The organism is Methyloceanibacter methanicus (assembly GCF_001723285.1).
In the GTDB taxonomy this organism is placed as follows: domain Bacteria; phylum Pseudomonadota; class Alphaproteobacteria; order Rhizobiales; family Methyloligellaceae; genus Methyloceanibacter; species Methyloceanibacter methanicus.
Map to the genome: position 1 here is coordinate 120,714 of NZ_LPWG01000011.1, position 22,080 is coordinate 142,793.

Consider the following 22,080-nt stretch of genomic DNA (forward strand, 5'->3'; position numbering starts at 1 on the left):
CAGCCAAGCCTACACCGCAACCGCGATTTGAATGAGACACTCGGAGATACGGCCGTGCGGTTGGGTCAGAAAGGCCGCGCGGGCCCAAGGGAGGCAAGGAATAGCAGGAGCCCGATCGTCATCACCAGCAGGGCTCCGCCGATAGAGCAGACAATCCAGACCACCTCCGCCCATCGCGCATTGCCGCCACCGGCGGCCAGCGCCACGTTCCGTGAACTGATCGCCAGCGCGGCGAGAACCGAGACCGTAATCGCCGTGCCGAGGGCCATCGCGAAGGTCGACGCCACGCCGGCCCAGAAGAGCCCTTGCGCGAGGGCGAAAACCAGGACGAGAACCGCGCCCGAACATGGCCTGATCCCAACGGACAGGACGACAGCCAGAATTTTCCGCCAAGTCATGGGCTGCGCAATATCGCGTGCGGCGACGATATGGCCGCAGGCTTCGCAGGACTCGTGCTCATGATCGTGATGGTGATGATCGTGGGCATGGGCGTCGGCGCGATCGCCACCATGATGATGATGCGCGTGCCCCTGCCCTTCGCCCGTATCGTTCCGGCGATGCCATAGCCGCCACAAGGTCGAGACGAGGAGCGAGAGCCCCACCAGAAAGACCAGCGCGTAGCTGGCGCTCTCGAGCTGCTTGACCCAGGTATTCACCTGAATGCCCGTGCCCTTGAGCGCGATGATCAGGATGCCGACCAGGGTCACGGCCATCAGGCCCTGGACGGCCGCCGCGAGAAACGAGATGTAGATGCCGCGGCGCACCGTCTCGCGATTGGCAAGGACATAGGACGAGATGATCGCCTTGCCGTGACCGGGGCCCGCCGCGTGGACGATGCCGTACACGAAGCTGAGTCCGGCGAGCCACAACCCGGCGCCCCACGCATTGCCGCTCTTGAGCTTCTTGATCTCGGCGGCTAGCGGCCGCAGCAGCTTTTGTTGCATCTGGATAATCCAGGTCTGAAAACCGCTGAATGCCCCCTGCCCCTTGAGAGGCGCGGCCTGAACCGGCGCGGCCTGCGGCGTTGGCGCGGCAAATGCCGGGGGCGGCGCTTGGCGCTGCGCAGGGCCGCCGAAAGCGGACGGCGGCGACTGTGGCGCTTGAGCCTGTGCCGACGCAAACGGCGCGAGCACCGCAAACACCAGCCCCAAACAGCCGAGAAGGGCCTGTGTCATTGCGCGCCGCATGTCACCGTCACGGTCTGCGCGAACTGCGAACCATAGTTGGAGGTGGGACCGAGCTGACTGAAAAAGGATTCCGTCAGGGCCTTCGCTTCCTCGGCCGCCTCCGGATCGGCCTCCGCGACTTTCGCGGCACAGCCTGGCGCGGATCCCGCGAGCTTGACGGCCGCCTTTTCAGCGAAGCCGAAGGCCACGAAGAAGGACGGGTCGTAGACATCGACCGTGACTTTCGTGCTGCCGGGATCGAGCGGCGTCTCCAGAGGCAAGGTGAAATGCAGCGTCAGCACCGTGCCGTCATATTCGACCCAATAGTCTTCCGGGCCCTTCAACGGCAGAAAGTCCTCCTCGCCATCCCGGCGGACGAACGTGAAGTAGTCGAAGTCCTTCAGCGACTCGACGTTCACTTGCGCAAGCGGCTCGAGCTCGTCCTTGGCATAGGTGCCGTCGGCGTTGGTATCGAGTCCTTGCACCGCCATGGCACTGTAGAATTCGTCGAACGTCCAGGCATGTCTGATCCCGGTGATCTTGTGCCCGGGGCCAAAGACGACCTCGGACCGCACCGTCGCCCAAACATGAGGATGTGCATCCGCCGCGATGGAGAAGCCGAATATGGCCTGTCCGACCAGAGCGGCCGTAAGGACAGTCCTGCGCGCGCACCAGTTTCGATATGGCAAGGCTCCGCTCCCTCAACCCAAGAGGCAGAGGTATGCCGGAATTATGGAGGATTTTAGAGCCGCCACGCGCAAAAAAAAATCGCCCCGAGAGAGGGCGACGCACAACGGACAAGAAATGAAAAAAGAGGGGCCCAGCCTCTTTGAATGACTGGGCCCTCTCTTCTGATCCTTAAGTCGCGGCAGCCTTCAGCTTGCCAGAAATACGGCCGAAGAGATCGCTCAGATCCGTACCGATCGCATTCACGGCGGTGATGATCGCAACAGCGATACCGGCGGCGATCAGGCCATACTCGATAGCCGTGGCACCGGACTCGTCTTTGACGAAACGCTTGATAGAAGTCATGGAGACACTCCCTTTCATTCGGAACTCTAAACCAGTACTCAAACTCATCGGCCCCGCACCGCACTCCGTTTGGCCGTTGGAACCTGGCGAGGAAGCTAACAGCCACCCGTTAGACACTGGTTAAAGCGATCTCAGAAACACACGACTGCCAGGGTAAACAATTCGCAAACACAAGAATCTCTAAAAGCCTGCAAATCCAACGTTTTCTTCTGAGAATTAATCAATTTGTTACTTCCTGTTTACTTGCGGTTTACCATGTGACGACGACCCGAGTTCCTATCGGAACGCGCTGGTAGAGATCGGCGACGTCTTGGTTGAACATGCGGATGCAACCGTGGGACACGGACTGACCCACGGACCAGGGCGCGTCGGTGCCGTGGATCCGGTAAAGGCTTTTGCCCAGATAAAGGGCCCGGACACCGAGCGGATTTTGCGGATGGCCGCCGGGGACATAGGCCGGCAAATCGGGATTCTCCCGGCGCATCTCGGCCGTGGGCGTCCAGCCGGGGTTCACCTTCTTGGCGCTGACACGGGTCTCGCCCGACCAGCGGGCCTCGCCCTTGGGCGTCGCAATGGGATAGCTGATGGCCCTGCCGTTCGACAGGACGTAGTAGAGGCGCGCGCGGCTGAACTGGACGTAGATCGTCCCGGGTTCGTATCCCGGCGGAAAAGACACCAGATGGCGGGCGACCACCTGAGACCGCTGCGGTTGGGACGATAGGACCGAATCGAACAGCCCGGCCGAGACACGGCCTGCCGGCAGGACAACGATCGCCGCCGCAAGCCCAGCGGCGGACAAAAATCCGAGGATACGCATAACCAAAACCCCGTCTCTCTTAGCTCCCTGGAGCGTGGGGCGATTCTGGTTAGCAAAATCCAAACAGACGTCCTGGCACGGGATGTCCGTCGGGGCACGGGAGCGGCGGCGGCGGGCCCTCAGGCCGGTCGGACACCGGTCACGATATGGACGTGGGCATCCATGCGGACGGCGCCGTCCTGCTCGTGTGCGGCGTAGCGGTGGATCAAGGCCTCGCGGACCGCTTCTATGGTGGCTTCGTCCGCGTCGCGAGCGCGTCGCCGAGCGAGAAAGCCTTGAGCGCGAAATCCGCCGCCTCCACGGCCGGAAGCCCTCCCGCAAGCGGGATCCTGTCCCGCCAGGGCTGGATGTCCAAGTCGTCAAATCCCGCGGCCTCAAGAAGCCCGAACAGTGTCTCCTCTCCGGCATAGCGGAACGGCCCGGGCGCGTCGGGGTCGGGCGGCGGCACGTCGACGATCTGGGACGCCACGTCGCGAAAGCTCGTCATCCAGGGATTGTTCACCGGCGGTCCCCAGACGGCGAAAGCGATGCGGCCGCCGGGCACGAGCCAGGATTTGAGGTTGGAGAACGCGGCGGGCGGGTTGTCGAAAAACATGATGCCGAACCGCGACGCCAAGCGATCATAGGGCGCGCCGGGCGGGGGCGCACTCTCGGCATTGGCGATATGGAAGGCAATGTCGCCGCCGGCCGTATCGGCGCGGCCCCGGGCCAATTCGATCAGATCCGGCGAGATGTCGATGCCATGAACTGCGCTTCCCGCCGGGGCATGCCGGGAAATCGCCAGCGTGGGACCGCCTCCGCCGCATCCGATATCGGCGATCCGAAGGGGGCCGTCGAGCGCAAGAGCCTCGATGAGCGGCGCCGTCACGGGCTGAATCATGGCTTCCATGCCCGGCAACTGATCGCGCCATTTCTTGCCGCGCTCGCTGGCCCAATCGGATGCCGAAATCGTCTGGTTCATTCCGCGCTCCTCCCTCTTCGCGTGGTGCTTCTGCGAGGTCTACATGATCGTGCTGAAGCGGCCGCGCAAGCGCGGCATTTGCGCCGGGCGCACCGGAATTGGACGCGCGCACCGGGCTCCTTCTTGACTCACGCCCGACTCGGGAGTAAGAACAAAACAGGAACGAGAGTGGAGTGTCAGTCATGCGTAACAACGTTCCAGACGGCGATTTTAGTGCCCTCGTTCCGCCGGCTGACGTTGAGAAAAGAGCAGGCGGTTTCACGGGAAGGGTCCTGATCGAGCAGCTACGGGCATCCATCCGGGCGCTCGAGCAGGTTCCCGTCTCCTTAAGCATCCCCCCCGCGCCGGGTGCGGCCCCTTCCCGTCCCGCCTGCTCTTTAACGCCGCCAACCGCGGCACCCGGCACCCCGAACACCCCTTCGAAGAGGCCCCCTTCGCACAGCCCTTTGAGCGTGCTGCACCAAGCGGGACTGCACGAGATCAAGCCCCACGCCTATCGCGACGCGCCCGCGGGCCTTGGCCTGGCACTCTCCGTGATCGCCGAGATCCAGGTGCAACATCCGGGACTTGTGCTGTGGTGCATGACGCGGCGGCAGGCAGAAGAATGGGGGCGCCCTTACGGCCCCGGCCTCATCAAGGCGGGGCTCGATCCGGCGCGAGTCCTCGTCGTCGAGGCGCGCACCGCGGACGAGGCCGCCTGGGCCCTGGAGGAAGGGCTGAAAAGCGGCGCACTGATCGCAGGGCTCGCTCAAACCGAAATCAAAACCCCGCTCGTGGCCCGGCGTCTCGGCCTTGCCGCCCGCGCCGCCGGAACGCCGTGCTTCCTCCTCACCGGCCATGGCGAGGCGAAGGTCCCCGGCACACTCACGCGCTGGCGGATCGCCACGGAGGCCAGCGCCCATATCCCTTTCGAGACGGGCGCCGGCTTCGGCGGAGGCACCCGTATCGGCGAAGCCGTTCCCGGCCCTGCCTGTTGGCGCCTGTCCCTCGAACGCAGCCGGGCTCCCGCTCAAGCAGGCCAGAGGCCGGTAGGGCAAGAAACAAGTGCTCAAGCAGGCCAGAGGCCGGTAGCACAAGAAACAAGCGCTCAAGCAGGCCAGAGGCCGGTAGCGCAAACAATAAGAGAAGGCACAGGCTTTCATGTGCAGGTCGATCATGAGCCCGGCCGTCCAAACGCCGAACAAGACGCCGAAGGCGGTGCGCAGAACGGTCTGCGTGTGGTTTCCGCATCTTCCGATCGAGCGGCTGATGCGGGAGCGCTTGCAAGCAGGCCGCACACCGCCACCGGCTAGGACACCCTTCGCGCTTGTGGGCAGCGACGCGCACGGGCTGGCTCTCACGGCCGTCAACACCCCATGCCGGCAGGAGGGGCTGAGCCCCGGCATGCGGCTGGCCGATGCGAAGGCCATCTGCCCGGCGCTGCTCACCGTGCCCGGCGCCCCGGACAAGGATGCGGCCTTTCTAGAGTCCCTCGCCCGCTGGGCCTCACGTTACAGCCCGTCCCTCAATGTGGACGGCACAGACGGCCTCTGGCTCGATACGACCGGCGTCGCGCCTCTTTTCGGTGGCGAACCCGAACTCCTGGCCGATCTTGCCACCCGTCTTGCCAGACTTGGGCTGAGTGCGCGGCTCGGGTGTGCCGATACGCTCGGGAGCGCCTGGGCCCTGGCCCGTTTCGCGCGCCGCAGCCCTGCGATCGCCGCATCCGACGCGCTGCCGGAAACGCTCGCGCCCTTCCCCATCGAGGCTTTGCGCCTTGAGCCCGAGACGGTTCTCCTCTTGCAGCGGCTGGGGCTGAAACGCATCGGACAGCTTTACGATCTGCCGCGCGCCAGCCTCGAACCGCGCTTCCATTCAAAGGACGCCGCCGAAAGCGTCCTGCACCGCCTCGACGAAGCGCTCGGGGCCCGGAACGAAAAACACGCACCGCTTCTGCCCGCGCCGGATTTCGTGGCGCGGCTTTCTTTTGCCGAGCCGCTCATCTCTCACGACGGGGTCCTCGCCAGTCTTGAACGTCTCGCGGGCGATCTGTGCGGCATGCTCACGCGTGCCGGCACAGGGGCAAGGCGTGTGGTGTTGTGGGCCGCGCGCACGGACGGCTCGTCGGCCGCGATCGAAGCCGGCTTGAGCGCGCCCTCTGCCACACCGTCGCATCTCGTGCGCCTTCTCAAGGAGAAGCTCGAGACGATCGACATGGGATTCGGAGTCGATCTCATGATCCTCGCGGCACTCGCCGTGGACGATCTGTACCCGGAGCAAACCGGCTTGAGCGCAACCACGCGCAAACCGGGGCCCGAAAAACTCATCGATGCGCTGAGCAGCCGCTTGGGCGCGCGCATGGTCCGGCGCCTCTTCCCGCAAGAGAGCCATATCCCGGAACTGGCGCAAACGACGCGAAGCGCCTTTGCGAAACTCCCCGCTTGGAATGGGAATCCCCAAGAGAAGCCGCCGCGTCCGCCTCTCCTCCTCGCGAAACCGGAAAGCGTGGCCGTCATGGCGGAGATCCCCGAAGGACCGCCGGCCCGCTTCACCTGGCGGCGCGTCAGCCGCCGCGTGGTCAAGGCGGAAGGGCCAGAGCGTATCGCGCCTGAATGGTGGCGCGCCTTCGACGGCGGCACACCGCAACGGACGCGCGATTACTACCGCATCGAGGATGAGGACGGCTGCCGCTATTGGGTCTTCCGCGAGGGGCTTTACCAGGAACGGGGTGAACAAGAGGGCGAGCCCCCGCGCTGGTTCCTGCATGGGGTATTTCCATGACAGTGTCTGCAACGCCCTCCTCCGAACCGCGCTACGCCGAACTCGACGTCACCACGAATTTCACCTTTCTGCGTGGGGGCTCCCACGGCGAGGAACTCGTGGCGCAAGCGGCGGTGCTCGGACATGCGGCCGTCGCGGTTGCGGACGCCAATACGCTTGCCGGCGTGGTGCGGGCCCATCTCGCGGCGAAAGAGGCCGGCATCCAATTCATCGTCGGCGCACGGCTGATTTTACAGGACGCTCCGTCTCTTCTCGCCTACCCCACGACCCGCGTGGCCTATGGCCGGCTGTGCTCTCTTCTCACGCTTGGCCAGCGCCGCGCCGGGAAAGGCGAATGCCTCCTCACGCTCGACGACGTGGCGGCGCATGCGGACGGCCTGATCTTCATCGCGCTAAGGGGCGAGATGGACACGAACGATGCCCGCTTCGAAAAAGAGCTCTTGCGTCTCAAAAGCGCCCTGAAGGCCCCGCTCTATCTCGCCGCGCATCACAGCTATCGCGGCGATGACCGTATACGGATCGAAAGAGCCGCAAAGCTCGCCGCCCGTACGCGCATTCCGCTCATCGCCACCGGCGCCGTGCTGTATCACGCGCCCAAACGCCGCCCGCTCCAGGACGTGCTCACCTGCATTCGCGAAAAATGTTCGCTTGCCGAAGCAGGCTTTCGTCTTGAGGCCAATGCGGAACGGCATTTGAAGGCGCCCGCCGAAATGGCCCGGCTCTTCAAGGGCTATGAGGACGCGCTGGAACGCACGGTCCAGATCGCGAACGCGTGCCGTTTCTCTCTCGACGAATTGAAATACGAATATCCGGACGAACCAGTTCCCGAAGGCAAGACCCCGCAAGGCCATCTGGAAGCGTTGGCCTGGGAAGGCGCCGCCTGGCGCTTCCAGGGCGGCATCCCCGATCACGTCCGCAGCACGATCGAGAAGGAACTCGCCCTCATCGAGGAGCTCGACTACGCGCCTTATTTTTTGACCGTCTACGACATCGTGCATTACGCGCGGTCCGTCGGCATTCTCTGCCAGGGGCGCGGCTCAGCCGCCAATTCCGCCGTGTGCTATTGCCTCGCCATCACCAATGTCGATCCCACCGAGATCGATCTTCTGTTCGAACGTTTCGTGTCGCCCGAACGCCGCGAGCCGCCCGATATCGACGTGGACTTCGAGCACGAGCGCCGCGAGGAGGTGATTCAATATATCTACGCGCGCTACGGCCGCGACCGCGCAGGGCTGGCCGCCACGGTTATTTCCTATCGGGGACGCTCGGCCGTGCGCGAGGTCGGCAAGGTGCTGGGACTGTCGGAAGACACGGTCGCCACCCTCGCCGGCACGATCTGGGGTCTCAGCAACAAAGGCCTGCCGGATAAATATGTGCGCGAGGCGGGGCTCGACCCGTCCGACCCGCGTCTTGCCCGCTGTCTTGCGCTGGCCCATGAGCTGATCGGCTTTCCCCGGCATCTGTCGCAGCATGTGGGTGGCTTCGTGCTGACGCGCGGGCCGCTGTCCGAGCTCGTGCCCATCGGCAACGCGGCCATGGAAGACCGCACCGTTATCGAGTGGGACAAGGACGATCTCGACGCGCTGGGCCTCTTGAAGGTCGATGTGCTTGGCCTCGGCATGCTCACCTGCATCCGCAAGGCCTTCGCGCTTCTGCAGGAGCATTACGGCACGGCGCTCACGCTCGGTACCGTGCCGCGCGAAGACCCGGCCGTGTACGACATGCTCTGCCGCGCCGATTCCATCGGCGTGTTTCAGGTGGAAAGCCGCGCGCAGATGAACATGCTGCCGCGCCTGAAGCCGCGCTGCTTCTACGATCTCGTCATCGAGGTCGCCATCGTGCGCCCCGGGCCGATCCAAGGCGACATGGTGCATCCTTATTTGCGCCGCCGCTCCGGCGCCGAGCCGGTCGCGTTCCCTTCGCCCCACCCCGATCACGGACCGCCGGACGAACTGCATCAAGTACTCGGCAAGACCATGGGCGTGCCCCTGTTTCAGGAACAGGCCATGCGCCTGGCCATGGTGGCCGCGAAGTTCACCGGCGACGAGGCGAACGAGCTGCGCCGCGCCATGGCGACATTCCGGCGGCGCGGCACGATCGGCACGCTTCAGGATAAGATGGTCGGCCGCATGACCGCGCGCGGCTATCCACAAGATTTCGCGATGCGCTGTTTCAACCAGATCAAGGGGTTTGGCGATTACGGCTTCCCCGAAAGCCACGCGGCGAGCTTCGCCCATCTCGTCTATGTGTCGTCCTGGCTCAAATGCCATTACCCGGACGTGTTCGCCTGCGCGCTGCTGAATTCCCAGCCCATGGGCTTCTACGCACCGGCCCAGATCGTGGCCTGCGCCCGCGCGCACGGTGTCGAGGTGCGTGCGCCCGACATCAACCATAGCCACTGGGATTGCACGTTGGAGACTGCCCTTTCCTCGTCATGCCCGGACTTGATCCGGGCATCCACGCCGCTCCCTCTCCCAAACAACGACGCCAATGGAATGGATTGCCGGGTCAAACCCGGCAATGACGAAGGAGAGGATCGCGGCACTCAAAAGGCGCAAAGCGCGGTAGCGCAAACAACACGCGCTCAAGCAGGCCAGAGGCCGGTAGCGCAAACAACACGCGCTCAAGTAGGCCAGAGGCCGGTAGCGCAAATAAAATGCGCCCTCCGTCTCGGCTTCCGCCAGATCGACGGGTTTCGCGAGACGGATGCCGATCAGGCCGTGGCCCGGCGCGGCCGTCCCTATGCGGACATCCAGGACCTGTGGCGCCGCAGCGGCCTTGACCGCGCCGGCATCGAACGGCTCGCATGTGCCGATGCGGTCCGCTCGATCGGGCTCGACCGGCGCCAAGCCCTCTGGGCCGTGCGCGGTCTGCCCAAGGAGATCCCGCTGCCGCTGTTCGAACATGCGGATGCAACGGAGATGGGCCGCGAGCCGGAAGTCACGCTCCCCGCCATGCCGTTGCCCGAACACGTGGTGAACGATTACCGGACGCTCCGGCTCTCGCTCAAAGCCCACCCGATGACGTTTCTGCGCGCGCAAATGACGGACGCCCGTATCGTCTCGTGCGGCCAGGTCAAGGCCATGACGGACGGCACGCGGGTGAGTGTGGGCGGCGTGATCCTGGTGCGTCAGCGCCCCGGCTCGGCCTCCGGCGTGGTGTTCATGACCATCGAGGACGAGACGGGCGTCGCCAACGCGGTGATCTGGCCCACGGTGCTGGAGCGCATGCGCAACGTCGTCATGGGCGCGCGGCTCGTGGTGATCCATGGCCGTGTCCAACGCCACGAGGACATTATCCATGTGGTCGCCGAGCGGCTCGAAGACAAAAATCATTGGCTGGATCGTCTGTCCGAAGACGGCGAGACGCTGGAGGCCGCGCTCGCAAATGCCGATGAAGTGCGCCGGCCCGAGCCGGGCTCATGGCGATCTTCGCAACCCAAGCCCGGCCTGATGCCGCCGCTTGCCGCCGCCGATCACGTCAAACGTCCCGAAAGCGGCGAACCGCGCGGCCAGGGCGAGGCCCGTCATCCGCGCTGGCACCCCCGCTGCCACCCGCGCGATGCCCGCATCATTCCCAAGTCGCACATCTTGCCAAAATCCCGCGACTTTCATTGACGGCGCGGCTAACGGACGCGTGACTGGCGAGCGCGGCCAAAGTGGATATGCTGCGCCGCATGCTGCATCCAAATCCACTGTCTCATCGAATTCTGGCCGCCCTGACGGCCCTCTTCTTCCTGACCGGACAAGCCTACGCGCTCGATCTGCCGGAAGGTGCAAGCGGTCTGGCACAAAAGCCGCTCGTCAAAGCCGAGAAACACATGATCGTCGCCGCGCACCCGCTCGCCGCGGAGGCCGGGCTCGACATGCTGCGCAAAGGCGGCGCCGCCATCGACGCGGGCATCGCCGCGCAAGCGGTGCTGACCCTGGTCGAACCGCAATCCTCGGGCATCGGAGGCGGTGCCTTCGTACTCTACTGGGACGCCGCGCAAGAGACCCTCACCAGCTATGACGGCCGGGAGATCGCACCGGCGGGCGCGACATCCGATCTCTTTCTGGATGCGGCCGGCAAGCCTCTGCCGCGCCCGGTCGCCATGCATAGCGGGCGCTCCGTCGGCGTGCCTGGCGTGCTCGCCGTACTCAAGCGCGTCCACGACGATTACGGCAAGCTGCCTTGGGCCGACCTGTTCAAACCCGCCATCAAGCTCGCCCGCGACGGCTTTCCCGTCACCGCGCGGCTCGCAAAGATGCTGGGCGATGCCGACCCCAACACGTTCGATGCCACGGCCCGGGCCTATTTCTTCGACGAGCACGTCAGACCACGCCCGGCAGGCTATCTCTTGACGAACGAAGACCTCGCCCAGACCTTCGAAATCATCGCCCGCGAGGGGATCGACGCCTTTTATAAGGGGCCCATCGCCACCGATATCGCGACAACCGTGCAGAACGACCGGCGTGGCGCGGGCACGCTCAGCGAAGCCGACTTCGCCGCCTATCGCACGAAGAAGCGGCCGGCCGTGTGCGTTCCTTATCGCGGCTATTCCGTCTGCGGCATGGGGCCGCCCTCGTCCGGCGCCGTCGCGGTCGGCCAGACTCTCGGCCTTATCGAACCGTTCGACCTGGGCACCAACCCGATCGATGCGGGCGCGGCCCATGCCATCCTTGAAGCGGAGCGCCTCGCCTTCGCGGACCGGGCGCGCTATCTCGCCGATCCCGATTTCGTCGCCGTCCCCGTCGAGGGCCTGCTCGACAAGAACTATCTTGCGGCGCGGCGCGCGCTGATCGACCCTGAACGTGCCGCCGAAAGCGTGACCCACGGGACGCCGCCCAACATCGATCAGGCGTTCGGACGTGACGCCACGAAGGAAAAGGGCGGCACCAGCCATGTGTCTGTGGTCGACGATCAAGGCGATGCGTTTTCGATGACCACGACCATTGAGTTCGCCTTCGGTGCCCGCAGCATGGTGCGCGGATTCCTCCTCAACAATCAGCTTACGGACTTTTCCTTCCTGCCCAGGGACAAGGACGGCGCCGACATCGCCAACCGTGTCGAGCCGGGCAAACGGCCGCGCAGCTCCATGGACCCGACCTTGATCTTCGGCCCCGACGGCGATCTGGACTATGTGCTGGGGTCGCCGGGCGGCCCCGGCATCATCCCTTTCAACTTGAAGGCGGTCGTCGCGATGATCGATTGGGGCCTGGACCCGGCCGAAGCCGCCGCTCTGATCAATTTCGGCGGAACCCCGCGCGGCGTTCTGCTTGAGATCGCGCCCGAATGGGACGATCTCGCAGAAGCGCTCGCGGCGAAGGGCCACAAGGTGACGCGCATGCCCATGACCAGCGGACTGCACATCATCGCTCTCAGGCCCGACGGGCTCGAAGGCGGCGCCGACCCGCGCCGCGATGGTATCGCACTCGGCGACTGAGCGCTTGGAAACCGCGCGCGTGACGCGCTATGCCTCTGTCGGCACGCAAACGCAGGCGAATAGAACATCATGACCGGCCCCTACAAAATTGCGATCCGCGGCGCCGGAGTCACCGGGCTCTGGCAAGCGCTGACCCTCGCCCGGAAAGGCCATCGCGTGATTGTCGCGGAGCAGTCCGCCGAACCCTTCACGGACGCCTGCAGCCCCTTTGCCGGCGCCATGCTCGCCCCGCGCTGCGAGGAAGAAAGCGCCGAACCCGTAATCCGCGAGCTCGGTATGCGGGGTCTCAATTGTGGCAGGCCGTCTACCCGGATCTCGTCTCAGCCGGAAGCCTTGTGGTAGCGCCTGCGCGCGACCGCAAACTCCTCGATCGCTTCGAGCGCATGACGCAAGGCGCAAGCCGTCTCGACGCGGCCCAGCTGGAACAGCTCGAGCCTGGGCTGGCACCCAGATTCGACACCGCCTTGTTCTATGCGGACGAAGCCCATCTCGACCCCGGCGCGGCGCTGAATTTCCTCTTGAACGAAGTGCGGAACACAGGTGCCGTGGTTCAGTTCGGTGCGGGCGAGGTCCCGGCCGGCGCGGATTTCGTGGTCGATTGCCGGGGCCTCGGCGCTCAGGACATGCTGCCGACGCTCCGCGGCGTGCGCGGCGAGCGCATTGTCATCCGCGCTCCGGAAATCGCCATCGAGCGCCCGGTGCGCCTGCTCCATCCGCGCTTTCCGCTCTATCTCGTGCCCTGGGGCAACGACGAGACGGGCATGAATATCTTCATGCTCGGCGCACCTCGATCGAGCGCGAGGACGGCGGCCCGGTGACGCTGCGGTCGGCCCTGGAGCTGCTCAGTGCCGCCTACGTGCTCGATCCGCCTTCGGCGAGGCGGAAATCCTGAGCCTCGACGCGGGCGTACGGCCGGCCTTTCCCGACAACCGGCCTAGGATTATCACGAGTTCGGGCTATATCTTTGTGAATGGCTTGTACCGGCACGGCTTCTTGCTGGCGCCGGTCATGGCCGAATTGGTGGCGCACTATCTGGAGACCGGCGTCACCCATCCGGAGGTCTTCATTGCAGATTTTGGTCAACGGTGAGTGCTTCACGACGGACGCGGGCAACCTGGACGAGCTGTGCGGAAAGCTCGGCTTTGCCGACGCGAAGATTGCGACGGCGGTCAACGGCTGCTTCGTGGCGGCGCCCGCGCGCGCGCGCACCCGGCTGTCCGAGGCCGACGAGATCGAGATCGTGGCCCCGCGACAAGGCGGCTGAGGCAGGATTGCTAAGACAGGATCGCTGATGTTCAAGCTCTACGGCACCGAAGTCTCCTCGCGCCTGCTGCTCGGCACGGCCGGCTACGCCTCGCCCGACCTGTTGCGTCAGGCGGTGGAAGCCTCCGGCGCGGAGATCGTCACCGTATCGCTGCGGCGCGAATCCGCCCGCGCCAAGACAGGCCAGGGCTTCTGGGGGCTGATCGAGGAGCTGGGCCGCAAGGTCCTCCCCAACACGGCGGGCTGCCGCACCGCCAAGGAAGCCATTACGACCGCGCAGATGGCACGCGAGCTGTTCGGGACGAACTGGATCAAGCTCGAGGTCATCGCCAACGACGACACGCTCCAGCCGGAGGTCTTCGGGCTCGTGGAAGCGGCGGCGGAGCTCAACGCCGACGGTTTCGATGTGCTGCCATACACCACCGAGGATTTGAGCGTGGCGGAGCGCTTGGTCGCCGCCGGCTGCGACGTGCTCATGCCGTGGGGATCGCCCATCGCTCGGCCCAGGGGATTGCGAACACGTCCGCGCTTCAGACCATGCGCGCCTATTTTCCCGACAACGCCACTCATCGTCGATGCAGGTCTCGGAGCACCGTCCCATGCCGCGGAAGCCATGGAGATGGGATACGACGCGGTCCTGCTCAACACGGCCATCGCCAAAGCCGGCGACCCCGTGAAGATGGCGCGCGGGTTTGCACGCGCGGTCGAGGGCGGCCGGCTGGCCTTCGAGGCGGGGATCGTGGAACCGCGCGACATGGCCTCGCCGTCGACCCCGGTGGTCGGCACCCCGTTCTTCAAGATCGACAACGTGTCCTGACAGGCGACGTGATCCCGCTCGATCCCTTCTACCCGATCGTCCCGGACACGCGGTGGCTGGCGCGGCTGCTGCCCGCAGGCATCAAGCTCGTCCAGCTCCGCATCAAGGACGAGCCCTCCGATGTGGTGGCCGCGGAAATCGTCAAAGCGCGCGATCTCTGCGCGAAGGCGCGCTGCCAGCTTGTCGTCAACGACTATTGGCGCGAGGCCATCGACGCCGGTGCAGACTTCGTGCATCTGGGCCAGGAGGATCTCGCGAGTGCGGACCTCGGCGCGATCCGCCGTGCGAAGATCCGGATAGGCATCAGCACCCATAGCGAGGAAGAACTCGAGACCGCGCTCGCCGCCGCGCCCGACTACGTGGCACTCGGTCCCATCTATCCCACGCTTCTGAAGAAGATGCCCTGGGCACCCCAGGGCCTTGACCGCATCGGCGCATGGAATGAACGGATCGCCTGTCCCCTCGTGGCCATCGGCGGCATCACCCCGGAGCGCGCCCAAGGCGTGTTTGCGGCCGGCGCGGACAGCGTGGCCGTCATCACCGACATCCTCGCACACGACGACCCGGTGCGGCGGACGGAGGCCTGGCTGTCCTGCACACAGTCCCTGCGCGAACGCTAGGACCCACTTTCACAAGGACAGCCGGGCGATAGGGCTTGACCTTTGGCGACCGCGCCCGAAAAATTGTCATCGAAGGTTTACACTTGCGGGGGATCGATGAGTTACCAGCTTGACCCTGCCTTGCCCGTGAGCGAGGCGCTGCGCTCTGTTGCCTTGGCCGAGCTGGACATCGCCCACACATCGCTGGCCACGCCGCCGGACCGCCATAAGGGGGTCCACAGCGCGCGGAAGTGCTTCAAGCGCCTGCGCTCGTTGCTTATTCTGGTCCGGCCGGGCATGCCCGAGCCCCTCTACGCCGACCTGAACCGGCGCGTCGCCCGTATCGGCAAGGGCCTGGCCGCCGCGCGCGATGCCCATGCCCTGTTCGATGCGCTGAATGCGCTGGAAAGCAATACGGAACCGGGCCTCGGCGATGCTCTCATCGAGGAGATGCGCGCTTGGCTGCGAGAACGCCGCAAGGCGCCGAGCGTAATCTCGAGCAAAGCTCCGCCGCTCAATCGCTGGAAATGCTTCTGGAGCTTCGGCCCCGCTTCGCGCGTCTCGTCGTCTACCCCGACGATTTCACGCCCATTTCGAAGGGCCTGGAACTCAGCTATTACCGCGCGCGGGAACAGTTCAAGTCGGCGTTCCGATCGAAGGACTCAGAGGTCGTTCACGATTGGCGCAAGAGCGTCCAGCGGCATTGGCGGCAGATGCAATTGCTCACGCCGTGCTGGCCCTCCGAATTAGGTGCCCGGGCGGACGCCGCGCGCGCGCTCTCCCAAACCCTCGGCGACGACCACGACATCGCAAATCTGATGCATCTCGCGACGGCCCCAACCATGGCGTTCGGAAATCCCGACGACATTTCCGGCTTCTTGAAGCGCTGCAAGATGCGCCTGAAAGCGCTGCGGAAGGATGCCAAGATTCGGGGACAGCGGCTCTTCGTCGAAAAGCCCAGGCCTTTCGCGGACCGCATCCACGCTTATTGGACGACCGCCGCGGTTGGCGCCCTGAAGCCCGTTCAGCCCGCGCATCAAGATGACAATGTGGTGGCGATAGACAACGCCCGGTCCGCGACTCCGCACCAGACCGGTTACGGCGGTCAAAGCTAGAGCTCGACCTCCATGCCGTCATAGGACACGGTCCACCCTGCCGCCTCCACGGCCGCGCGCTCGGGGGAATCGTCCCGCAGCGCCGGGTTGGAATTGTTCACGTGGATGAAGACCTTCCGGGCGATCCCCAGGGGCTCCATCACGGCCAGAGTGCCGTTCGGCCCGGACATGTTCATTGTGCCCGATGCGATCGCCGGTCTCTGCATGAGACCCTGGTCGATCATCTCGTTGTTCTGGTAGAGCGTCCCGTCGAAGAACAGAAGCGCGGCGCCCTGGAGACGGTCCCGCAGCGCATCGTCGAGCCCCGAACAGCCCGGAATGAAGAAGAAGGACTTGCCGGTCGCGTCCTCGGTGACTTTGAGACCGACCGTATCGCCCACTTCGGTGCCGAAGCTGCCGCCGGTCCCCTTCTCCTCGTCCTCGAGATAGAGCGGGATCTTACCCGGCACGTCAAAGGCCTCGACGGTCAATCCGACCGGTCCGTCCGGCCCTTCGACCGCGAACGCCGAACTGAGCGTCATGGTCTTGCGCGCGACGAGTTCGTGATTGAGTACGTCGAAGATGCTGTTGCCCGCCAGCACGTCGAGGACCCGGGCGCTGCCGTAGATCGTGAGCGGCTGGCTCTCGCGCAGGCACAAGAGCCCCGCGACGGCGTCCACATCGCCGTTCGTCAACACGACCGCCTTGATCGGGCTGTTGCGCGGCGGTCCGTCCGGATCCGGCTGGAGTTCCGGCGTCTCGTTGATCTGCTGACGCAAGTCCGGCGCCGCGTTCAACAGCACCCATTGCCGCCCGTCGGCGCTGACCGCAACCGAGGCTTGTGTGCGCGGCTTGACTGTCGACAGACCCGATCGCGCATCGGCCGAATTCCGGCCGTTGCAGTTCCATTGTGGCAGGCCACCGCCCGCGCCTGCACCGATGACTTTGATATGCATGACAATGCATCCATGGCGTCTGCGGGTAGCACCCGTCAAGACAAATGTCCGGTCCCCGTCACAATGACGAAGACCGGACGATAGCCAGGAGTGGAAAGCTCGAAGCGGCCTTGGGACACGGCGAGGCCGCTACCCAAGGCCGAATAGGGTGTGTGCGCCTTAGAACTCCAGCGATCCCTGGAACTTGAGCGCGGAGTCGGAGGTTTCGTCGGTCAGACCGAACTGAACACCGACATTGAACGACATCTCCATCTCGGGCGGACCGGCGACCATGTCGTCGTCGTCAAGCTCCAGACCGTCGTCGTCGTCATCGTCGTCGCCAGGTTTCCAGAAGATGGTCGGGCCGATGCTGTGCTCCTGTTCCTGCCATGGACCGGTATGGGACAGGTCTTCGACCTCGCCGAACATTTCGACGCCGATGCCCCAGTGCTCGAACACTTCGTATTCGGCGCGCCAGCCATATTCCAGGCCGAGCCCATCGGACTCGGCATCGTCGCCGATCTGACCGGCGAAGAACGTATTAATCGTCAGGAGCAACGGACCGTTGGCATAATCCATCACGGGACCAAATTCGATCTCATCGACCTCGCCGCTGCGCGTGGCGAAGCCGTAGCCTGCGGCAAAGGCCAGCCCAATGCCGTCCTCGCCTTCTTCACGCTCGATGATCTCGTATTGCCCCTCGAGCTCCACGGAACTCAAGCCGTAGCTGTCGTTGATGGGCTCGTCGGTTCCCAAGGTCACAGAGAACTTGAAGCGTTCCGTAACGCCGTACTCAATCTCGAAATCGTGGCTCTGACGGACAGGGGCCTCTTCTTCTTCCTCAAGGGCGCCGATGACGCCGCCGTCATCATCGTCATCGTCGTCATCCCCACCGTCGTCGTCGTCTTCGCCCTTTTTGATGCCGAAGTGCACGGCGCCACGGTACTCCGCCTCGATCTCGCCCTTCTCGACGCCCGGCTCTTGAATTTCGAACTCGGCGAGCGCGGGTGTCGCGCTACTGAAGGTGAAGCCCGCTACCGCTAGTCCGGCCAGCGCGGCCACGCGCGCCAGAGCGCTCGTCGTCATGAGATTGTTTCGCAAGATTCGCCCCCGATCTTTCCCTGCTGACCCCACCCCTCAAAGTACAGGCCCGGCTCTTGCGCCGTTTGCTCTGCCAGGTGACCTTGACCGCAAACCTACGTTCCTAAGAGTGCAACGACGCCGATCTCGACGCGTTCCCCTGCACTCCGGTCAAAGCCCCAATCTGGGGAGTGGGACTTTTGTCCCCACGGCCACCGATCCGGCGGCCAATGCAGTTAACCTAGCGAACACAGGCAGAGAAATGAATGGATTGTTAAAGAGGTACGTGATGCAGGCAGATCGGGAACATTTGGCAATACGATTGCAAAATGGTCTTGAACCCCAAATCGAAAACGATCTGCAAGAAGAAGGCTGACGATTCTGATCGATGAGCACAATACGGGGTGTCGCATTTCCTGATAGCGTGTAATTTCGACGGCTAGTTGCTTGGAAGTGCCTAGAAAATGACCAGCCACGCCACCAGCCTGGGCGCGGCCGCCCCGGTCTTCCGCGCCCGCCAAATGAGACCACGCATCCTATGCGATACCGCACGAAGCTTCTGATCGCCGCTTGTCTGTTGCTGGCCATGTCATTGTCGGCGGCGGCATTTTCGTATTGGGGTGTGGCACAATCGCATCGCTATTTGATCCGCTCTCGAATCGCGCATGAACAGCTCGAACGGCAACTCCAACTTTCGCGGCACAGCCAGCAGCTCTTCAAGGCCTGGACCGATACGCTCCTCACCGGGCTGTCCGACCGGCCCCTGGGCGAGGCCTACCTGAAGAAGGTCATCGAGTCGGACATGTCGGCCCTCGAGGAGCTGTCGCGCCGGGAACTCGCCATTGTGGGCCCCGAGGAGCGCAAGGCCGAGATGGCCGAAGTCCACCGGCTGGCGGCCATCCGGAAAGAGTACCAGATCGTGCTGGATCAGCTGGCGGAGGTGGACCAGCTCAGAAGCCGTGGGCGCCCGGACATCGCCTGGCAGAATCTCGTCGAGCTCCTCAGGGGCGGGCTCGATCGAGAACTCAACGAACTCATCGAGGTTGCCGTCGCCGACGAGACGGCCGAGGTTCTGCGGATCGATGCGGCGGCAACGCAGCTCCTGACCCGGCTGGAGCGCATCAGCACCATCCATGCCGCCCTCGCCGTCCTGATCACGCTCGGCCTTGCGATTGTGCTGATCCGGGGCCTGCGTGCGCCCCTGGCCGCGCTCCTGCACGGGACGCGCAAGCTTGCGGAGGGCGATCTGTCCTACCGCATCGCCGTTTCCGGCAAGGACGAGTTCGCCGAGCTCGCCAGGAGCTTCAACAACATGGCCGGAGACCTCCAGGACCACCAAAAGGCACTCCAGGACGCGCGCGACAATCTGGAATCCATCGTGGAGGAGCGGACCGAGGAATTGCGCCAGGCGAACGAGTCCTTGCGGAAAATCGACGAGACACGGCGCGCCTTCTTTGCCGATATCAGCCACGAATTGCGCACCCCGCTCACCGTCATTCGCGGCGAAGGCGAGATCGCGCTGCGGGGCCGCAACAAGCGCGTCGCCGAGTACAAGCATTCGATCGAGCGCGTCGTGGAGCAGGCCAAACACCTGTCCGTATTGGTGGGCGACCTCCTCTTCATCGCCCGGCAAGGCGCCGGCGCAGCCAAGCTCAAGATCCGGCCCGTGGACCTCACGCAACTGGTCGGAAGCGTTGTGGGCGACGCCAAGATCATGGCCATGAACAAGGATGTCGGCGTTGCGTTTGCGGAGGACACCCCGCACCAGACGATCGACGGTGATCCGGCGCGCCTGCGGCAACTCCTCCTCATCCTCCTCGACAATGCCGTCCGCTACTCCCGCGCCGGGGGACAGGTCAATGTCGGCCTGTCGCGCCGGAATGGGACCGTCACGATCGAGATCGCCGATACGGGCGTTGGAATTCCACAAGAGGACTTGGAAAACGTCTTCGAGCGCTTTCGAAGAGCAGGCAACGCCGCCGAGGTCAACGACGAGGGCTTGGGCCTCGGCCTCCCGGTCGCCAAGGCAATCGTGGAAGCACATCACGGGAAAATTGAGTTACAAAGTAAGGCCGGGGAAGGAACGACCGTTCTGGTAAGCGTGCCGGAACAAGCCGAGGGGAGCCAAGCGTGAACGTACTCTTGGTGGAAGACGAGCCGCGCGTCGCCGACTTCATCGATCGCGGCCTGCGCGCCGAGAGCCACGGGGTCACCGTGGCGCAGAACGGCGGCGACGGCATCGATCTTGCGAAGACCGGCGATTTCGACGTGATCATTCTCGATCTCATGCTCCCGGACATGCACGGCTACGACGTGTGCCAGCGCCTCCGCCAAAGCGGACAGCACACGCCGATCCTGATGCTGACCGCCATGGACGCCGTCGAGGACAAGATCAAAGGCATCAAGATCGGTGCCGACGACTACCTGACCAAGCCATTCGATTTCGACGAGCTGCTGGTTCGGATCGAGGCATTGGTGCGGCGCTCGCGCAACTTCACGCAGCGGTCGAATGTCCTGACCGTGGGCGACCTGGAGCTCGACCGCGAACTGCTGGAAGTGACGCGCGGCGGCGAGCCGATCAAACTCACCGCGAAGGAGCTTGCCATCCTGGAGCTGTTGATGAGCTCGCCGGGCCGGGTCTTTTCGCGGACGCGCATCCTCAACCAGGTTTGGGGGTACAGCGAGGACCCGCTGACCAATGTCGTGGATGTCTATATCGCCCGCCTGCGGCGCAAGATCGATACCAAGGAGCGGGAGCCGCTGATCGAGACGGTGCGCGGCCACGGCTACCGCTTGAAGGCGTCGGCCTGATGGGAACTGGCGGCCATAGATCCCGCGCAGCACCGCCCTGAGCCCCTAATGGCAATCTTTTCAAGAAAAATGGCAATTTGGCTGGAACCCTTGGCCGCATCCCAATGGAAACTTGCGAAGCGCAGCGCATCTTGTAGATTATGCCTCGCCACTCGCCGACGACGCGCCATAACGATTTCAGGCCTTACCAGCAGGTCACGGCCTTGCGCACCTGTCCGCGACTGTTGCCTCGCGTGCGCAACGCCTGCCCTACATCTCAAGAACCTGAAGCAGAATGACACTTGGAGGAGCCCCGTTGCGCACACGCCTGCTAGCCTTATTGTGCCTCGCCTTGGTGAGCTGCATTCCCGCCCGCGCGGACGACACCACGCCGATCAAGATCGGCGTGCTCAAGTTCGGCACGGTGAGCTGGGTCATGGATACGATTCAGGAAAACGGCTTCGATAAAGCCGAAGGGATCGCGCTCGATATCGTTCCCCTGGCCAGCACGCAAGCGACCGCCGTCGGGCTTCAGGGCAGATCGCTGGACCTCGTGGTGACCGATTGGCTTTGGGTCTCGCGGGAACGCTCCAGCGGAGCCGACTTCACCTTCGTTCCCTTCTCGACGGCGTTGGGCGCGATCATGGTTCCCCCGGATTCGCCCATCAAGACGCTGGCCGATCTCAAGGGCAAGACCCTGGGTGTCGCCGGCGGCCCGCTCGACAAGAGCTGGCTCCTGATCGTCGCCTATGCCTTGCGCACGGCGAATATCGATCTTCGGACCGAGACCACCCAGGAATTCGGGGCGCCGCCCCTGCTGGCCGCACGGGCCAAGCAAGGTCAGATCGACGCCGTGTTGAATTTCTGGCCCTATGCCGCGCGACTTGAGGCCGTCGGATTCACGCAGCTCATCGGCCTTGAAGATGTCGTCCGGGAGCTTGGCGCCAAAGGCGAAGTCGCCATGCTCGGCTATGTCTTCAACGCCGATTGGGCGGAGCAGAACCCGAAAGCAATCGACGGCTTCGTCCGCGCCGCGGCCAAGGCCAACGAACTGCTGGCAACCTCCGACGCGGAATGGGACCGTCTGAAGCCCGTGATGAGTGCGAACGATCCGAACTTCAACGACGCGACGTTCGAGGCCCTGCGGCGCCGGTTCCGCGAAGGCATTCCCGAACGCCAGATCACCTCGGAAGAGGCGGACGCGAAGATTCTGTACCAGTTCCTGCGCGAACTCGGTGGGACCAAGCTGGTGGGCGCGGGCACTGAACTCGCGCCCGGGACCTTCTGGCACGGGTCCGCGCAGTGACCACGGTGGAGGCACGGGCGAGGGCGCGCCAGCAA

General features: G+C 64.5%; 18 protein-coding genes and 2 pseudogenes. 13 read left to right on the plus strand and 7 right to left on the minus strand.

Annotation, left to right across the window (positions count from 1 at the left end):
* Nucleotides 1–65: 65 nt before the first annotated feature.
* The 5 genes from AUC68_RS08075 to AUC68_RS08095 all read right to left on the minus strand — a co-directional run bounded on the left by AUC68_RS08075 (nt 66) and on the right by AUC68_RS08095 (nt 3,976).
* On the minus strand, nt 66–1,175 hold the full coding sequence (locus AUC68_RS08075; protein ID WP_158008273.1) for a nickel/cobalt transporter: 1,110 nt from the start codon (nt 1,173–1,175) through the stop codon (nt 66–68).
* A complete protein-coding gene (locus AUC68_RS08080; RefSeq protein ID WP_244500444.1) occupies nt 1,172–1,855 on the minus strand; it encodes a DUF1007 family protein in 684 nt (227 codons plus the stop codon). Before AUC68_RS08080 ends, AUC68_RS08075 begins: the two co-directional genes overlap by 4 nt.
* Before the next feature lie 169 nt (nt 1,856–2,024).
* On the minus strand, nt 2,025–2,198 hold the full coding sequence (locus tag AUC68_RS08085) for a Flp family type IVb pilin (RefSeq protein WP_069437444.1): 174 nt from the start codon (nt 2,196–2,198) through the stop codon (nt 2,025–2,027).
* Nucleotides 2,199–2,448: 250 nt separating this feature from the next.
* On the minus strand, nt 2,449–3,015 hold the full coding sequence (locus AUC68_RS18175) for a L,D-transpeptidase (protein WP_069437171.1): 567 nt from the start codon (nt 3,013–3,015) through the stop codon (nt 2,449–2,451).
* Nucleotides 3,016–3,241: 226 nt separating this feature from the next.
* Complete coding sequence (locus AUC68_RS08095; RefSeq protein ID WP_204376987.1) at nt 3,242–3,976, minus strand: class I SAM-dependent methyltransferase; 735 nt, start codon at nt 3,974–3,976, stop codon at nt 3,242–3,244.
* Nucleotides 3,977–4,428: 452 nt separating this feature from the next.
* On the opposite strand from AUC68_RS08095, the gene AUC68_RS16770 reads away from it, so the two are divergent.
* From AUC68_RS16770 to AUC68_RS08145, 10 genes and pseudogenes are all read left to right on the plus strand, one after another.
* Entirely contained in the window at nt 4,429–5,268 is an 840-nt protein-coding gene (locus tag AUC68_RS16770) for an ImuA family protein (protein WP_158008274.1), read from the plus strand.
* Nucleotides 5,225–6,736 (plus strand): Y-family DNA polymerase, encoded by a 1,512-nt coding sequence (locus AUC68_RS08105; RefSeq protein WP_069437445.1) that lies wholly within the window; start codon nt 5,225–5,227, stop codon nt 6,734–6,736. Before AUC68_RS16770 ends, AUC68_RS08105 begins: the two co-directional genes overlap by 44 nt.
* A complete protein-coding gene (locus AUC68_RS08110) occupies nt 6,733–10,353 on the plus strand; it encodes an error-prone DNA polymerase (protein ID WP_083240552.1) in 3,621 nt (1,206 codons plus the stop codon). Before AUC68_RS08105 ends, AUC68_RS08110 begins: the two co-directional genes overlap by 4 nt.
* A gap of 59 nt (nt 10,354–10,412) precedes the next feature.
* Nucleotides 10,413–12,161: a gamma-glutamyltransferase gene (gene ggt, locus AUC68_RS08115; RefSeq protein WP_083240596.1), complete on the plus strand. Its 1,749-nt coding sequence runs from the start codon at nt 10,413–10,415 to the stop codon at nt 12,159–12,161.
* Between the two features lie 69 nt (nt 12,162–12,230).
* Nucleotides 12,231–13,250 (plus strand): annotated as a pseudogene (locus tag AUC68_RS08120) (FAD-dependent oxidoreductase).
* Nucleotides 13,228–13,425: a sulfur carrier protein ThiS gene (thiS, locus tag AUC68_RS08125; RefSeq protein ID WP_069437174.1), complete on the plus strand. Its 198-nt coding sequence runs from the start codon at nt 13,228–13,230 to the stop codon at nt 13,423–13,425. The pseudogene AUC68_RS08120 and the gene thiS overlap by 23 nt, the downstream one beginning before the upstream one ends.
* A 27-nt stretch (nt 13,426–13,452) precedes the next feature.
* The gene (locus tag AUC68_RS08130) at nt 13,453–14,241 is read left to right on the plus strand and encodes a thiazole synthase (RefSeq protein WP_069437175.1); all 789 of its coding nucleotides are present in this window, start codon (nt 13,453–13,455) and stop codon (nt 14,239–14,241) included.
* Nucleotides 14,242–14,252: 11 nt separating this feature from the next.
* On the plus strand, nt 14,253–14,861 hold the full coding sequence (locus tag AUC68_RS08135; protein ID WP_069437447.1) for a thiamine phosphate synthase: 609 nt from the start codon (nt 14,253–14,255) through the stop codon (nt 14,859–14,861).
* Between the two features lie 96 nt (nt 14,862–14,957).
* Nucleotides 14,958–15,263: pseudogene (locus AUC68_RS18690) on the plus strand (CHAD domain-containing protein); the annotation flags it as partial.
* 35 nt (nt 15,264–15,298) lie between these two features.
* Nucleotides 15,299–15,955, plus strand: a complete 657-nt coding sequence (locus tag AUC68_RS08145) for a CHAD domain-containing protein (RefSeq protein ID WP_069437177.1) — start codon at nt 15,299–15,301, stop codon at nt 15,953–15,955.
* On the opposite strand, the gene pqqB is transcribed toward AUC68_RS08145, so the two are convergent.
* Entirely contained in the window at nt 15,952–16,890 is a 939-nt protein-coding gene (gene pqqB, locus AUC68_RS08150; RefSeq protein WP_069437178.1) for a pyrroloquinoline quinone biosynthesis protein PqqB, read from the minus strand. The genes AUC68_RS08145 and pqqB overlap by 4 nt on opposite strands.
* Nucleotides 16,891–17,049: 159 nt before the next feature.
* Complete coding sequence (locus tag AUC68_RS08155; protein WP_069437179.1) at nt 17,050–17,955, minus strand: hypothetical protein; 906 nt, start codon at nt 17,953–17,955, stop codon at nt 17,050–17,052.
* Nucleotides 17,956–18,487: 532 nt separating this feature from the next.
* On the opposite strand from AUC68_RS08155, the gene AUC68_RS08160 reads away from it, so the two are divergent.
* The 3 genes from AUC68_RS08160 (at nt 18,488) to AUC68_RS08170 (ending at nt 22,045) form a co-directional block, all read left to right on the plus strand.
* Entirely contained in the window at nt 18,488–20,083 is a 1,596-nt protein-coding gene (locus AUC68_RS08160) for a sensor histidine kinase (protein WP_069437180.1), read from the plus strand.
* Complete coding sequence (locus AUC68_RS08165; RefSeq protein ID WP_069437181.1) at nt 20,080–20,760, plus strand: response regulator transcription factor; 681 nt, start codon at nt 20,080–20,082, stop codon at nt 20,758–20,760. Before AUC68_RS08160 ends, AUC68_RS08165 begins: the two co-directional genes overlap by 4 nt.
* 295 nt (nt 20,761–21,055) lie before the next feature.
* Entirely contained in the window at nt 21,056–22,045 is a 990-nt protein-coding gene (locus AUC68_RS08170) for an ABC transporter substrate-binding protein (RefSeq protein ID WP_244500445.1), read from the plus strand.
* The last annotated feature ends 35 nt before the right edge of the window (nt 22,046–22,080 follow it).

What these genes read in the sequence shown, in the direction of transcription:
- AUC68_RS08075 (WP_158008273.1), bottom strand. Translation starts at nt 1,175, where the DNA reads ATGACACAGGCCCTTCTCGGCTGTTTGGGGCTGGTGTTTGCGGTGCTC.
- AUC68_RS08085 (WP_069437444.1), bottom strand. Translation starts at nt 2,198, where the DNA reads ATGACTTCTATCAAGCGTTTCGTCAAAGACGAGTCCGGTGCCACGGCT.
- AUC68_RS18175 (WP_069437171.1), bottom strand. Translation starts at nt 3,015, where the DNA reads ATGCGTATCCTCGGATTTTTGTCCGCCGCTGGGCTTGCGGCGGCGATC.
- AUC68_RS08095 (WP_204376987.1), bottom strand. Translation starts at nt 3,976, where the DNA reads ATGAACCAGACGATTTCGGCATCCGATTGGGCCAGCGAGCGCGGCAAG.
- AUC68_RS08105 (WP_069437445.1), top strand. Translation starts at nt 5,225, where the DNA reads ATGCGGGAGCGCTTGCAAGCAGGCCGCACACCGCCACCGGCTAGGACA.
- AUC68_RS08110 (WP_083240552.1), top strand. Translation starts at nt 6,733, where the DNA reads ATGACAGTGTCTGCAACGCCCTCCTCCGAACCGCGCTACGCCGAACTC.
- ggt (WP_083240596.1), top strand. Translation starts at nt 10,413, where the DNA reads ATGCTGCATCCAAATCCACTGTCTCATCGAATTCTGGCCGCCCTGACG.
- AUC68_RS08130 (WP_069437175.1), top strand. Translation starts at nt 13,453, where the DNA reads ATGTTCAAGCTCTACGGCACCGAAGTCTCCTCGCGCCTGCTGCTCGGC.
- pqqB (WP_069437178.1), bottom strand. Translation starts at nt 16,890, where the DNA reads ATGCATATCAAAGTCATCGGTGCAGGCGCGGGCGGTGGCCTGCCACAA.
- AUC68_RS08155 (WP_069437179.1), bottom strand. Translation starts at nt 17,955, where the DNA reads ATGACGACGAGCGCTCTGGCGCGCGTGGCCGCGCTGGCCGGACTAGCG.
- AUC68_RS08160 (WP_069437180.1), top strand. Translation starts at nt 18,488, where the DNA reads ATGCGATACCGCACGAAGCTTCTGATCGCCGCTTGTCTGTTGCTGGCC.